We start from the raw sequence: 12,680 nt of genomic DNA, 5'->3' as shown, positions 1-12,680 counted from the left end.
CGTGCGCAACTCAGTCGAGTTGCGTGCGCAGGCGCCGGGTGACCTCGGCGATCGGCATCGAACGGGGGAACACGGCCACCACGACATCGTCCGGCGCTTCGGTCGCGGTCCCCGACGGCACACCGTAGCGCCGGCGCACGTCGGCGAGGGCCGTCTGCAGCGTGGAGAGCGGCACCTTCTTCTTGCCGCGGAGCAGCTGCCGGAGCACATGGTTGTGCACGGCGGTGACGAGTGCCGAGAATCCGACGGCATCCAGGGGGTCGATGCCCGGAAGCGAGCCGCGCAGGTAGTCGTCGAACAGCCGCTCGTAGCGGAACACGGTGATGATCTCGCGCTCACGGAGCACCGGCACCTGGCGGACGATCTGGTAGCGACGGCGAGCGAGCTCCGGGTCGTGCGCGAAGTGGGCGAAGACCGACTCGGATGCCGCGCACACCGCGCCCCAGGGGTCGTCGTGACCCTCGGAGAGGAACGCGCGCAGCTGCTCCAGAAGCACCTCATGGTCGGCGAAGACGACATCCTCCTTGCCGCCGAACTGGCGGAAGAACGTCGAACGCGAGACCCCTGCGGCCTTCGCGATCTGCTCGACGGAGGTCTGGTCGAAGCCCTGTGATGCGAAGAGCTCGAGTGCAGCGGCCACGACGCCGGTGCGCAGTTCTGCGGATTCGTGCATGGGACGAGCCTAGACCTCGGCCTCGAGCACTGCAGCCGAGAAGTCACGCGACTGCGCGGCCTCTCGGCGAGATCGGATGTCGACCCGTCTACGCCCGCGACGTCGTCGCACGCACGCCGCTGATGCGATTCCAGAGCTCCACTCGGTGCAGGAAATCGGCGAGCGCGGCGTGCTCCTCGGAGAACGTGCGGAGAGACCCGTCGATGGGCTGGGCACGCTCGTCCTGGATCCACGTCTGATAGCCGCTCCGTCCGTACGACACGACGATGACGTTCGTCTTGCCCCTCGGATCGTCGAAGACGCAGTATCCGGTGTACGCGCGAGCGCGCAGGTCGGCGATGACGGTGTCGCGGTTCATACGGGCGCTCCGGTGACGGTCAGTTCCCGGATGAGTCCGAGTCGCATGAAGAACGGCAGCGGCAGCGGCAGCACCAGCTGCGTCGCCCCGCCCGGGTCGCCGAAGGCGGGCGCCACCGGCCCGCTGTAGATCGGCTCATCCCAGCGGTAGTACCCGATCTCCACGAGGTCCTCCAGGTCGCGACGGACGGCGGCGTCCGACGACTGGTCGTATGCGGCGCGGACACGAGTGCAGTCGCCGATCACGACGAACTGATGGTACGCCGCGGGGTTCTCGATCCACGGGAGAGAGCGCGCGGGATACGGGGCCGGCTGACCGTTCTCGACGAGGTAGACGTAGCGGGTCTCCAGCGGGCCGTACATGTCCCACACCTCGGCGCCCGCAGGCAGGGGCTCACGGGTGAGGGCCAGTCCATCGGGACCGATCCACAGCTCGGTCATGACGATCCTCCGAGACGACGCACAGCGTGGGAGTCGGCCGCCTGATGCGAGCGCGCGAAGCGCAGGAACAGATCCAGCGCCTCGGCTTCGGAGCGGAAGCGGAAGTCGACGTCGAGCCGCACGGCGCGCTCGTCCGTCTCCCAGACGACCCACTCGTCACCGACACGGTCGATCCAGGCCGACGACTGGGGTCGACCCGTGCGGCCGAACCAGTTCGCGGTCGCGGTGAGCTTCTCGTCCTGGATGATGCGCTGCACGTCGTCAGCGGTGAGGTCGGTCATGGGATCTCCTTCAGCACGCCCAGGGCGATCAGCTGTTCTGCGGTGAGCGGAAGCTGCACCTGCACGCCGCCTCCGGTCGAGCCGAAACCGGGTGCGATGTCACCTCGATACCCCTGCGACGCCAGGTACTCGGGTTTGAATCCGCCCGCGAGGAGCTCGTCCCTGACGCTCTGCGGGGCCCTGTCATATGCACCTCGCAGGTCGGACAGATCGCCCACCACCTCGTAGCGATGGTAGTGCGCGGGGTTCTCGACGTAGGGAAGGGAGCGCTGGTCGTACGTGTACGGGCCGCTGTCCGGCACCGGTGAGGTGTAGCGACCGTCGGGGGGCCCGTACCGATCGAGCACATCTCCCGGCTGCGGTGTGTGCGGATGCCGGATCGGGTCGCCGTTCGCGTCGAGCACGTAGCCGCCGCCGGGGACCTGGCTCCAGTCGATGCTCCCGTCAGGCTGGAGCGCCTCCGGACCCTTCGGGATCTGCACATCGGGCGGGAGAGTCCCGTTGTTCGCGAAGTCGTCGGCGTACTGCGGATAGTTGGTGTCGAGGTAGGTCTGCAGCTGCGCGTCCGTGAGCATGCTCTGGTCGCGGATGCTCGGTGTCGTGGGCGTCGACCCGCCGGGCGGGGTGGAGCCGTCCGGTGCGTGCGGCGCTCCGGGACCACCGGGGCTGTGCGGTGCTCCGGGTCCGGTGGGCGCGTTCCCGCCGGGGCCACGCGAGAAGAGGTCGCCCAGGCGCTGGAAGAGCGACTTCAGCTCGTCGAGATGCCTGCCGAGCGCAGTCACCGCATCCACCAGCTTCAGCACAGTGCCGGAGATCCGGGCGGTCATGGCCGAGACGCGGCTCGTGGCCTGGGCGATGACATACGGGGTGGCCGTGCCGAGCGAGATGACGAGCGTGCTCGCGTAGGAGATCAGCGAGCCGACCAACTGCGAGAGGGTGTCTCGAACCAGTTCGTGGACCACCTGCACGAGCATGGATGCCGCTTCCATACCCGACCGCATGCCTCCGGCCCAGGATGCAGCGGCGGAGATGTGGGCTGCCACGTCGCCCTGAAGTCGCAGGTACGCGTCGATCGCCTCGCCCGACATCGAGCTCACGTCGGCCAACCGGGCATCGAGGGTCTGGCCGGCCTGCTGCAGATGCTGGGCGATGTTCCCCCAGGTCGCGGCGAATCCGGCGACCTCGCCCGCATCACCGGTCAGGTCGTTGAGCCAGCCCTTGAGAGGCTCGAGGTGGTCCATGAGCCAGCCGAGCCCGGCCGCGATGAGCGAGCCGAGCGGGTCCATCGCGGTCGCGACCGTGTTCGCGAGTGCCGAGAACGACGCGAGTCCTCCCGCCACCCAGTCGCCGCTCTCGATGGCGTTGACCAGCTCGTAGCCGTCCTCGAGCAGGCCGGCGCCGCTGAACGGGGTCGTCGGATCGATCGGGCCGGCCACCAGAGGATTCGAAGGCGTCATCGGATCCCGCCGTCGAGCGACGCGAGCAACCCGTCGATCATGTCGAGGTGCCGCTGTTCTCCGTCATCGAAGTCGTTCGCGAGGCCCTTGAGTTGCTCTTCCGACTGCTCCAGCATCGTCGCGGCCGCGGAGATCGTGCCGATGGCGATCGACGACACGAGCTGCGCGGGCGGCACCAGGAACGCACACATCACGCCGAAGGCTCCGCCGCCGAGGTTCATCGATCCGGCGGCGTTCTCGGCGAGTCTGACGTCGGAGGCGACCTGGCCGACGCGCTGCGCGTGAGAGCGGATCGTGTCCGGGTCGACGGCGATCAGGTCGGCCATCAGCGGTACTCGATCCGCGGCTGAGCGTCCTGACTCGGGTCGGGGAACTGCGCGATCTCCTCGCGAAGGTGCTCGACCGCGGCGTCCTCCGCGCCGAACGCTTCGGCGGCGATCTCGACCGCCCTCGCTCCGGCCGCGCGCTGTGCCTCAGAGGCGAGCGCGACGATCAGAGCGCCCAGGGCGGCGGGCGATCGGTTGTAGGCGGCGTCCGTCAGCTTCACCTCGGCGAGCCGGCCCGAGGAGTCCACGGTGACTGCGACATCGCGTCCGGATGATGTGGCCTGCTCGCGAAGCCCGGCGATGTCGTCGCGCACCTGGGCCGCCTTGTCGGCGCGGCGCTCGGCATCCGCGACCTGCTGCTCGATGCGTGCGCGCGTGGCGATCGGATCCGACCAGTCGAAGGTGTCGGTCATTCTTATCCCCCCTGCGTGAATGCTCAAGAATGCTACCCGACCGCCTCGGCTTATCCCCATCGGGCATATCCCGCGTCGGGCCGTCCAGGGAGCGGTAGTAGGCTGGGGGACTGGTCGATGTCTCGACATCGAGAGAATTACCAGACAGCAGCCCAGTGAAGGAACCACAGTGGATCTGTACGAGTACCAGGCACGAGACGTTTTCGAGAAGTACGGAGTGCCGGTTCTCGCCGGCATTGTCGCCGACACCCCTGAGGAGGTGAAGGCAGCCGCTGAGAAGATCGGCGGCGTCGTCGTCGTCAAGGCCCAGGTCAAGACCGGTGGTCGTGGCAAGGCCGGCGGCGTCAAGGTCGCGAAGACCCCCGAAGAGGCGTACGAGGCCGCGAAGGCGATCCTCGGTCTCGACATCAAGGGCCACATCGTCAAGCGCGTCATGGTCGCGCAGGGTGCGCGCATCGCCGAGGAGTTCTACTTCTCCGTGCTGCTCGATCGTGCCAACCGTTCGTACCTGAGCCTCTGCTCGGTCGAGGGCGGCATGGAGATCGAAGAGCTCGCGGTCGAGCGTCCCGAGGCTCTCGCGCGCGTCGAGGTCAACCCGCTGACGGGCATCGACAAGCAGAAGGCGGTCGAGATCGCTCGCGCCGCCAACTTCCCCGAAGACCTCATCGAAAAGGTCTCCGACGTCTTCGTCACGCTCTTCGACGTCTACAAGGGCGAAGACGCGACGCTGGTCGAGGTCAACCCGCTGGTCCGCACCGAAGAGGGCGACATCATCGCCCTCGACGGCAAGGTCACGCTCGATGACAACGCCTCCGAGATCCGTCACCCGGAGCACGAGGCGCTCGAAGACAAGGACGCAGCCGATCCGCTCGAGGCCAAGGCCAAGAAGAGCGGTCTGAACTACGTCAAGCTCGACGGCGAGGTCGGAATCATCGGCAACGGTGCAGGACTCGTCATGTCGACGCTCGACGTCGTCGCCTACGCCGGTGAGAACCACAACGGTGTCAAGCCCGCCAACTTCCTCGACATCGGCGGCGGCGCCTCGGCTGAGGTCATGGCCGCAGGCCTCGACGTCATCCTCGGCGACCCGCAGGTCAAGAGCGTGTTCGTCAACGTCTTCGGCGGCATCACGGCGTGCGACGCCGTCGCCAACGGAATCAAGGGCGCTCTCGAGACCCTCGGCAGCGCGGCCTCCAAGCCGCTCGTCGTGCGCCTCGACGGCAATCGCGTCGACGAGGGTCGCGCGATCCTCGCCGAGTACGCGCACCCGCTCGTCACGCTCGCCAGCACCATGGACGAGGGCGCCGACAAGGCCGCCGAACTCGCCAACGCCTGATCGCAGAGAGACACAAGGACTAGAGAAATGTCGATCTACCTCAACAAGGACTCCAAGGTCATCGTCCAGGGCATCACCGGCGGCGAGGGCACCAAGCACACGGCACTCATGCTGAAGGCCGGCACCCAGGTCGTCGGTGGCGTGAACGCCCGCAAGGCCGGCACCACGGTCTCGCACACCGACAAGGACGGCAACGCCGTCGAGCTCCCCGTCTTCGCCTCGGTCGCCGAGGCCATGAAGGAGACCGGCGCAGACGTGTCGATCGCCTTCGTGCCGGGCGCGTTCACGAAGGACGCGATGATCGAGGCCATCGACGCCGAGATCCCGCTGCTCGTCGTCATCACCGAGGGCGTCCCCGTGGGCGACTCGGCCGAGGCATGGGCCTACGCGCAGAGCAAGGGCAACACGACCCGCATCATCGGACCGAACTGCCCCGGCATCATCACCCCCGGTGAGGCGCTCGTCGGCATCACGCCGGCGAACATCACGGGCAAGGGCCCGATCGGCCTCGTGTCGAAGTCGGGCACCCTGACGTACCAGATGATGTTCGAGCTGCGCGACCTGGGCTTCTCGACCGCCATCGGCATCGGCGGCGACCCCGTGATCGGCACGACGCACATCGACGCGCTCGCCGCGTTCGAGGCCGACCCCGAGACCAAGGCGATCGTGATGATCGGTGAGATCGGCGGCGACGCCGAAGAGCGCGCGGCCGACTACATCAAGGCGCACGTCACCAAGCCGGTCGTCGGCTACGTCGCGGGCTTCACTGCTCCCGAGGGCAAGACCATGGGTCACGCCGGTGCGATCGTCTCCGGCTCCGCCGGTACCGCTCAGGCGAAGAAGGAGGCCCTCGAGGCCGCCGGTGTCAAGGTCGGCAAGACGCCGTCCGAGACCGCCGCTCTCATGCGTGCGGTGATCGAGTCGCTCTAGCCGATCGGTTATTGAGCGAGGAGCGCGGCGACCAGTCGAAGAACGTCGAGTCGCTCTCAGCGCTATACTCGAAGAGAAGGCCCTGGACTCCACTCCGGGGCCTTCTTTCATGCCCGCCCCGAGTCAGCGGCGAGGCGCTCCCACATCGCCGCGATGTGCCGTGAGTCGGTTCCGCAGCATCCTCCGATCACCCGCACAGACGGCATCCGCCGGAGGAGAGTGGTCACACGCTCGGCCAGCTCCACGGGGTCGCCGTCGTCGAGAGTCTCGGAGTCGTCGAGTTCGGCGTGTGAGAGGCGGGACGCATTGGGGCGGATACCGACGATCCGCTGAGCCGTCGCGGCATCCAGGGCCCGGTCGAAGTGGTCGGGGTGCGCGCAGTTGAGGAGGTAGCCGTCCGGGGCCTCCGCCGCATCGACCTCGGCGACCGTCGCGGCAAGCGTGAGGCCCGACGCGAGCAGCCCGTCGGTCTCCACGGTGAACGAGACCTCGACCTCCACGCCGGCCTCACGCGCCGCGCGGACGACACCGCGCGCCTCCGCCGCGTCGTTGAGCGTGTAGGCCGCGATCACATCCGCGCCTGCGTCGGCGAGCGCGCGGATCTGGTCACGGTGGTAGCGATAGGCGTCGTCGGGACCTGTCTCCGGATCCCACGCTCCCGAACGGTAGCCGTCTCCCCGTGGGCCGATCATGCCGACGATCCGTACTGTCGGCAGGTCGGACTCGGCAGCGATCTGCTGCAACAGCCTCACAGCGTCGGCGTTGACCCGGCGCAGCGCATCGGCGTCGTACCCGAGCCGAGTACCCCAGTCTGCGCTGGCTCGCCAGGTGGGCGTCTCGAGGCGCAGCGCGGCGTGATGCGCCCGGGCGATCTCGACGTAGCCGAGGTAGTACTCCCTCAGAGTCCGGCGGCCATCGTCGTCATCGAGCAGCACGAAAGCCGCGAAGTCGGGAAGTTTGACACCGTGGTGGAAGATCAGATCGGTCTCCAGGCCGCCGTCGGTGACGGATCGCACAGGAAGGGTGGGTGCGGACATCGGTGCCTGCTCTCCTCGGGTGCTTCCGGTGTAGCACTGCGCGAGGGGCGGCGCCACGGGTTCCGCAGACGACGGAGGGGCGGATGCGATTCGCATCCGCCCCTCCCGTGTTCTCGCGTCGCTCAGGCGACGCCGAACAGAGCTTCGATCGGCCCGCGGGCGAAGAAGATCACGAAGCCGACACCGACCGCCCACAGCAGGGGGTGGATGGTCTTGGCGCGCCCGGAGAAGGCGTTCACGACGATCCAGCTGATGAAGCCGGCGCCGATGCCGTTGGCGATCGAGTAGGTCATCGGCATCACGGTGGCGGTGAGGAACACCGGCAGCAGCACCCGGAAGTCGCTCAGGTCGATGTTCTTGATCTGGGCGAGCATGAGCGCTCCGACGAGGACGAGAGCAGCGGCCGCCACCGCGCCGGGAACCAGCGAGGTGAGCGGCGTGAAGAACATCGCGACGAGGAACATCGCGCCCGTGATGACGGTCGCGAAGCCCGTGCGTGCGCCCTCGCCGATGCCGGCACCGGACTCGACGAACACCGTCGCCGACGACGACGAGGTGCCGCCACCGGCGATCGCGCCGATGCCCTCGACGATCAGCGCCGACTTGATGCGGGGGAAGTCGCCCTTCTCGTCGGCCAGGTCGGCCTCCTTCGCGAGACCGGTCATGGTGCCCATCGCGTCGAAGAAGTTCGAGAACAACAGGGTGAAGACGAACATCACGAGGGCGACGACGCTGACCTTCTGCAGGTCGAAGCCGAAGTCGACCTGACCGATGAGGCTGAGGTCGGGAAGGCCGACGATCGCTCCGGTGAAGCCGAAGTCGAGACCGAACGGCCAGATCAGGTTGGCGATTGCGCCGAGCACGGTTCCGCCGACGAGCGCGATGAGGATCGCGCCCTTCACCCGCAGCGCCGTGAGCACGCCGCCGAGCAGGAGCGTGATCACGAAGAGCACGGTCGGGATCGAGGCCACCGAGCCGCCGATGCCGAGGTCGACGGGAGGTGAGGCGTTGCCGGTGGCGGTGACGAATCCGGCGTTCACGAATCCGATGAAGGCGATGAACAGGCCGATGCCGACGGTGATCGCGAGCTTCAGCTGCACGGGCACCGCGTCGAAGATCATCTTCCGCAGGCCCGTGGCCGCGAGCAGGACGATGATGACACCGTTGATCATCACGAGCGCCATGGCCTCGGGCCAGGTCACCGTGCCGACGACGGAGAACGCGATGAAGGCGTTGATGCCGACGCCGGCCGCGAACGCGAACGGCAGGCGGGTGATCAGGCCGAAGAGGATCGTCATGACGCCGGCGGTCAGCGCGGTGGCGGCGGCCACGGCGCCGCTGGCGAGGGTGACGCCATCGACGTCGGGCGTCGACAGGATGATCGGGTTGAGGATCACGATGTAGGCCATCGTGACGAACGTCACCAGACCACCTCGGATCTCGGTGCCGATCGTGGATCCGCGCTTGCTGATCTCGAAGAAACGGTCCAGGGCGTTCGTGGGCTCGGCCTGGGATCGAGTGGGGGACGGGGCAGTTGACATCGGGAAACCTCCGCAGGAGACGATATCGTGTCGCCCGCGTCGCGCGCGTCCCCAGGGCTCCCACGGCGTTCTCGTCGTAGTCTCGAACAGATATGCAACGTCTCCTCGTCGCGCTCCTCGCCGCCTTCGACGCCGCCATCGCCGCGGCGGTGGGCCTCGTCGTACTCCTCGCTCCGCTGACCCTGCTCTGGACGCTCGCGTTCGGGGCGACGGCCGACTGGGGTGCGCTGTGGCCGCTCGCCGGAACACTGTGGCAGTTCGGCCACGGAGTGCCGCTGAGCGTCGAGATCTCCACGGAGCTCCTCCGTGCTGCCGGAGTCGCACCGGACGCTGCGGCCTTCACTCTCTCGGTCGCACCGCTGGCGTTCCTCGTCTTCACCCTGCTCTTCGCCGCCCGCTCGGGCGCGCGGGCGGCCCGCGCCGGGGCGTGGCTGCTCGGCACCCTGGCGGGGACGGCGGCGTTCGGCGCGATCGCGGCCGTCGTCGCGCTCACCTCGCAGCTCGCCGGCGCGCAGGTGCCGTTCGCGCCGGCGATCGTCCTTCCGACGGTGGTCTATCTGGTCGGGGCGCTGTGCGGATCTGTCAGAGCCGTGTGGGAAGACGGCGACGGTGGTCTGATCGACCGGGTGCACGACCTCATGGACACCTGGGGCGACTGGGCGCCGGTGCCGGCAGCCGTCGTGCGGGGCGCCGCGTTCGCGCTGGTCGCCGTGACGGCCGTGTCAGCCGTCGGGCTCGCGATCGCCACTGTGGTGCGCGGCGGCGAGGTGGTGGCGCTCTTCCAGGCCGCGCGCGTGGACGCGCTCGGGGCGACCGTGATCACACTGGGTCAGCTGGCGTACCTGCCGACTCTGCTGGTGTGGACCGCATCCTGGCTCGCCGGACCCGGGTTCGCGGTGGGTGTCGGCACGGCGGTGTCGCCCGCCGGCACCCAGCTGGGCGTGGTTCCGGGAATCCCCGTTCTCGGTCTCCTTCCGGAGAACTCCTCGATCTGGATGCTCATCGTGGTGATCATCCCGATCGGCGCCGGCGCCCTCGCGGGCTGGGCCGTGCGCTCCCGCCTCGTCTGGGAGGGGACGCCCCTCGGCACGGCGCCCAGAGCGGTGATCGCGCTCGGGATCGGCGCGCTCACCGCCGGTGTGGCCGCCGTGGCGGCGCTGCTCGCGGGCGGCTCCCTCGGTCCTGGACGCCTGGCGCAAGCCGGCCCGTCCGCGCTGCCGTTCGCTCTCGCGCTCGGAGGAGAGGTCCTTCTGGGCGCCGCGATCCTGCTGCTCTCGCCGCGCAACCGTGACGAGCTCGCGGAGGAGCGCACCGATCGATGGCTCGCTGAGATGTCCGCCTCCGAGCTCATCTCCGCGACGCCGACCCCACCGGGGGCGTTCCCGCGCGACGCCGACGCATCCGACACCGCGCCTCTCGAAGACCTCTCGGGCCACCGCCTCCCCGGCACTGAGACGAAGGATCCCCGCGCCTGACATGCGGGTCGGGGCGCCTCCCGCGCCCCGGTAGACTGGGCGCGTGCTCACGGTCGCCGTTCTCATCTCGGGCACCGGCTCGAACCTTCGCGCCCTCCTCGAGGCCGCTCGTCACCCCGATTTTCCCGCGCGGGTGGTGGTCGTCGGTGCCGATCGCGAAGCCGACGGTCTCGCCCACGCCGAGGAGTTCGGCATCCCGAGCTTCACCGTTCCGTGGCATGAGCACGAGTCCCGCGAGGCATGGGGCGAAGAACTCGGTCGTCAGCTCGCCGTCTGGAATGCCGACCTCGTCGTGCTCAGCGGTCTGATGCGCCTGCTCCCTGCCGGACTCGTCGCCGACCTCGCACCACGCCTGATCAACACGCACCCCGCGTACCTGCCGGAGTTCCCCGGCGCGCACGGTGTGCGTGACGCGCTCACAGCGGGTGTCTCGCAGACCGGCGCCAGTGTGATCGTCGTCGACGACGGCGTCGACACCGGGCCGATCCTCGCGCAGGAGCGCGTGCCGGTCCTCGACGGCGACACCGAGCACAGCCTGCATGAGCGCATCAAGCCCGTCGAACGTCGACTGCTCATCGACGTGGTGCGCCGCATCGCCACGGGCGAGCTGTCGCTGTCCTCCACACCCTGATCTGATCCACGCACGCCACCCTCGCACGAAGGAGCCCTCCATGGCCGGCCCCCGCCACGACCACTCGCTGTACCGCGATCGCGACACCGTTCCGGTGCGACGCGCACTCGTCTCGGTCAGCGACAAGACCGATCTGCTCGTGCTCGCCAAGTCCCTCTCCGAAGCGGGCGTGCAGATCGTCTCGACAGGCTCGACCGCATCCACCATCCGCGAGGCCGGGTTCGAGGTCACCGACGTCGCCGCCGTCACCGGTGTCGCCGAGATGCTCGATGGCCGCGTCAAGACCCTGCACCCGAAGATCCACGGCGGCCTGCTCGCCGACCTCCGCCTCGAGGACCACGAGCGTCAGCTGGCCGAGCTCGACATCGAGCCGTTCGAGCTCGTCGTCGTGAACCTCTACCCCTTCGTCGAGACGGTCGCCTCGGGTGCCGAGGGCGACGACGTGGTCGAGCAGATCGACATCGGCGGCCCCGCCATGGTCCGTGCTTCGGCGAAGAACCACGCCAACGTCGCGATCGTCGTCTCGCCGCAGTCGTATCCGGGAATCATCAGCGCGATCGAGAACGGCGGCACGACCCTGACGCAGCGCCGCGAGCTCGCCGCACGCGCCTTCGCGCACACGGCCGCCTACGACACGGCGGTCGCCGCGTGGTTCGCCGAGGGCACGCTGGGCGACGGCGAAGACCTGCCCACTCACCTCACGATCCAGGCCGAGCGCCTCGCGACGCTGCGCTATGGCGAGAACTCGCACCAGCGCGGCGCGATCTACACGCGCGTCGGCGGCCACGGCATCGCCCAGGCCACGCAGCTGCAGGGCAAGGAGATGTCGTACAACAACTACGTCGATGCGGATGCCGCGCTGCGAGCCGCCTACGACATGGTGAAGCCCGCAGTGGCGATCATCAAGCACGCGAACCCGTGCGGCATCGCGACCACCGCCCCCAATGCCCTCGACCCGATCGCGAGCGCGCACATCCGCGCCCACGAGTGCGACCCGGTGTCGGCGTACGGCGGAGTGATCGCCGCGAACGGCACCGTGACGCTCAAGATGGCCGAGAACCTCAAGGACATCTTCACCGAGGTCATCGTCGCGCCGTCGTTCGAGCCGGCCGCTCTCGAGGTCTTCAAGGCGAAGAAGAACCTGCGTCTGCTGCAGCTGCCCGAGGACTGGCAGCAGGAGCGCATGGACGTGCGCCTGGTCTCCGGCGGCCTGCTGCTGCAGGACGCCGACCGGTTCCCCGACGACATCGTCTCGGTCGCGAAGAACTGGGAGCTCGTCTCGGGTGAGCGTCCGAGCGACGAGGAGATGGAGAACCTCATCTTCGCGTGGAAGGCCTGCCGCGCCGTGAAGTCGAACGCGATCGTCCTCGCGAAGGACAACGCCACGGTCGGCGTCGGCATGGGCCAGGTCAACCGTGTCGACTCGTGCCGCCTCGCGGTCGAGCGCGCCGGCGACCGGGCCGCCGGATCGGTCGCCGCCTCTGACGCGTTCTTCCCGTTCGCCGACGGCGCCCAGGTGCTCATCGATGCGGGCGTCACCGCGATCGTGCAGCCCGGCGGATCGGTGCGCGATGAAGAGGTCGTGGATGCCGCGCGCAAGGCCGGCGTCACGATGTTCTTCACCGGAGAGCGTCACTTCTTCCACTGAGGATGACGGCCCCAGGGCCTCCGCACCCTCCGAGACCCCTCGCGTCGTCGTCGGCGCGAGGGGTCTCGCGTGTCTGCAGGGATGGGACCGAGGTCCACAGTGATGTCCGATTCCCGCCAGTCGGTGTCGGTGGT

General features: G+C 68.7%; 14 protein-coding genes. 5 read left to right on the top strand and 9 right to left on the bottom strand.

Annotation, left to right across the window (positions count from 1 at the left end):
* Positions 1–10: 10 nt before the first annotated feature.
* The 7 genes from IXW21_RS12290 to IXW21_RS12260 all read right to left on the bottom strand — a co-directional run bounded on the left by IXW21_RS12290 (position 11) and on the right by IXW21_RS12260 (position 3,948).
* Entirely contained in the window at positions 11–673 is a 663-nt protein-coding gene (locus IXW21_RS12290; RefSeq protein ID WP_194764552.1) for a TetR/AcrR family transcriptional regulator, read from the bottom strand.
* 88 nt (positions 674–761) lie between these two features.
* The gene (locus IXW21_RS12285) at positions 762–1,031 is read right to left on the bottom strand and encodes a hypothetical protein (protein ID WP_194764551.1); all 270 of its coding nucleotides are present in this window, start codon (positions 1,029–1,031) and stop codon (positions 762–764) included.
* Positions 1,028–1,471 (bottom strand): hypothetical protein, encoded by a 444-nt coding sequence (locus tag IXW21_RS12280; protein ID WP_194764550.1) that lies wholly within the window; start codon positions 1,469–1,471, stop codon positions 1,028–1,030. Before IXW21_RS12280 ends, IXW21_RS12285 begins: the two co-directional genes overlap by 4 nt.
* Positions 1,468–1,752: a hypothetical protein gene (locus IXW21_RS12275; protein WP_194764549.1), complete on the bottom strand. Its 285-nt coding sequence runs from the start codon at positions 1,750–1,752 to the stop codon at positions 1,468–1,470. Before IXW21_RS12275 ends, IXW21_RS12280 begins: the two co-directional genes overlap by 4 nt.
* Positions 1,749–3,188, bottom strand: coding sequence for a TNT domain-containing protein (locus IXW21_RS18570; protein ID WP_194764548.1), 1,440 nt, complete (start codon positions 3,186–3,188; stop codon positions 1,749–1,751). The genes IXW21_RS12275 and IXW21_RS18570 overlap by 4 nt, the downstream gene beginning before the upstream one ends.
* 17 nt (positions 3,189–3,205) lie before the next feature.
* On the bottom strand, positions 3,206–3,535 hold the full coding sequence (locus IXW21_RS12265; protein WP_194764547.1) for a type VII secretion target: 330 nt from the start codon (positions 3,533–3,535) through the stop codon (positions 3,206–3,208).
* Positions 3,535–3,948, bottom strand: coding sequence for a YbaB/EbfC family nucleoid-associated protein (locus IXW21_RS12260; RefSeq protein ID WP_194764546.1), 414 nt, complete (start codon positions 3,946–3,948; stop codon positions 3,535–3,537). The genes IXW21_RS12265 and IXW21_RS12260 overlap by 1 nt, the downstream gene beginning before the upstream one ends.
* Positions 3,949–4,117: 169 nt before the next feature.
* Between IXW21_RS12260 and sucC the strand changes: the two genes are divergently transcribed.
* Together sucC and sucD are read left to right on the top strand one after the other, a co-directional pair.
* Positions 4,118–5,284, top strand: coding sequence for an ADP-forming succinate--CoA ligase subunit beta (sucC, locus tag IXW21_RS12255; RefSeq protein WP_194764545.1), 1,167 nt, complete (start codon positions 4,118–4,120; stop codon positions 5,282–5,284).
* A gap of 27 nt (positions 5,285–5,311) precedes the next feature.
* Positions 5,312–6,214 carry a succinate--CoA ligase subunit alpha gene (gene sucD, locus IXW21_RS12250; protein WP_194764544.1) on the top strand — a complete coding sequence of 301 codons (903 nt, stop codon included), beginning with the start codon at positions 5,312–5,314 and terminating at the stop codon, positions 6,212–6,214.
* Between the two features lie 107 nt (positions 6,215–6,321).
* Here the strand turns inward: sucD and IXW21_RS12245 are convergent, their stop codons facing one another.
* Together IXW21_RS12245 and IXW21_RS12240 are read right to left on the bottom strand one after the other, a co-directional pair.
* Positions 6,322–7,251 carry a homocysteine S-methyltransferase family protein gene (locus IXW21_RS12245; RefSeq protein ID WP_194764543.1) on the bottom strand — a complete coding sequence of 310 codons (930 nt, stop codon included), beginning with the start codon at positions 7,249–7,251 and terminating at the stop codon, positions 6,322–6,324.
* Between the two features lie 122 nt (positions 7,252–7,373).
* The gene (locus IXW21_RS12240) at positions 7,374–8,792 is read right to left on the bottom strand and encodes an NCS2 family permease (RefSeq protein WP_194764542.1); all 1,419 of its coding nucleotides are present in this window, start codon (positions 8,790–8,792) and stop codon (positions 7,374–7,376) included.
* Positions 8,793–8,884: 92 nt separating this feature from the next.
* Between IXW21_RS12240 and IXW21_RS12235 the strand changes: the two genes are divergently transcribed.
* From IXW21_RS12235 to purH, 3 genes are read left to right on the top strand one after another with little or no spacing between them, the layout of a single operon-like run.
* Positions 8,885–10,267: a DUF6350 family protein gene (locus IXW21_RS12235; protein WP_194764541.1), complete on the top strand. Its 1,383-nt coding sequence runs from the start codon at positions 8,885–8,887 to the stop codon at positions 10,265–10,267.
* A gap of 43 nt (positions 10,268–10,310) precedes the next feature.
* Complete coding sequence (gene purN / locus IXW21_RS12230) at positions 10,311–10,898, top strand: phosphoribosylglycinamide formyltransferase (protein ID WP_194764540.1); 588 nt, start codon at positions 10,311–10,313, stop codon at positions 10,896–10,898.
* A gap of 40 nt (positions 10,899–10,938) precedes the next feature.
* On the top strand, positions 10,939–12,546 hold the full coding sequence (gene purH, locus IXW21_RS12225; protein ID WP_194764539.1) for a bifunctional phosphoribosylaminoimidazolecarboxamide formyltransferase/IMP cyclohydrolase: 1,608 nt from the start codon (positions 10,939–10,941) through the stop codon (positions 12,544–12,546).
* Positions 12,547–12,680 lie beyond the last annotated feature (134 nt).

The organism is Microbacterium sp. UFMG61 (assembly GCF_015354505.1).
Lineage (GTDB): Bacteria > Actinomycetota > Actinomycetes > Actinomycetales > Microbacteriaceae > Microbacterium.
This window is presented reverse-complemented; position numbering and strand designations above follow the sequence as displayed.

What these genes read in the sequence shown, in the direction of transcription:
- IXW21_RS12280 (WP_194764550.1), bottom strand. Translation starts at nt 1,471, where the DNA reads ATGACCGAGCTGTGGATCGGTCCCGATGGACTGGCCCTCACCCGTGAG.
- IXW21_RS12285 (WP_194764551.1), bottom strand. Translation starts at nt 1,031, where the DNA reads ATGAACCGCGACACCGTCATCGCCGACCTGCGCGCTCGCGCGTACACC.
- IXW21_RS12245 (WP_194764543.1), bottom strand. Translation starts at nt 7,251, where the DNA reads ATGTCCGCACCCACCCTTCCTGTGCGATCCGTCACCGACGGCGGCCTG.
- IXW21_RS12290 (WP_194764552.1), bottom strand. Translation starts at nt 673, where the DNA reads ATGCACGAATCCGCAGAACTGCGCACCGGCGTCGTGGCCGCTGCACTC.
- sucD (WP_194764544.1), top strand. Translation starts at nt 5,312, where the DNA reads ATGTCGATCTACCTCAACAAGGACTCCAAGGTCATCGTCCAGGGCATC.
- IXW21_RS12235 (WP_194764541.1), top strand. Translation starts at nt 8,885, where the DNA reads ATGCAACGTCTCCTCGTCGCGCTCCTCGCCGCCTTCGACGCCGCCATC.
- purH (WP_194764539.1), top strand. Translation starts at nt 10,939, where the DNA reads ATGGCCGGCCCCCGCCACGACCACTCGCTGTACCGCGATCGCGACACC.
- IXW21_RS12265 (WP_194764547.1), bottom strand. Translation starts at nt 3,535, where the DNA reads ATGGCCGACCTGATCGCCGTCGACCCGGACACGATCCGCTCTCACGCG.
- IXW21_RS12275 (WP_194764549.1), bottom strand. Translation starts at nt 1,752, where the DNA reads ATGACCGACCTCACCGCTGACGACGTGCAGCGCATCATCCAGGACGAG.
- IXW21_RS12260 (WP_194764546.1), bottom strand. Translation starts at nt 3,948, where the DNA reads ATGACCGACACCTTCGACTGGTCGGATCCGATCGCCACGCGCGCACGC.
- IXW21_RS12240 (WP_194764542.1), bottom strand. Translation starts at nt 8,792, where the DNA reads ATGTCAACTGCCCCGTCCCCCACTCGATCCCAGGCCGAGCCCACGAAC.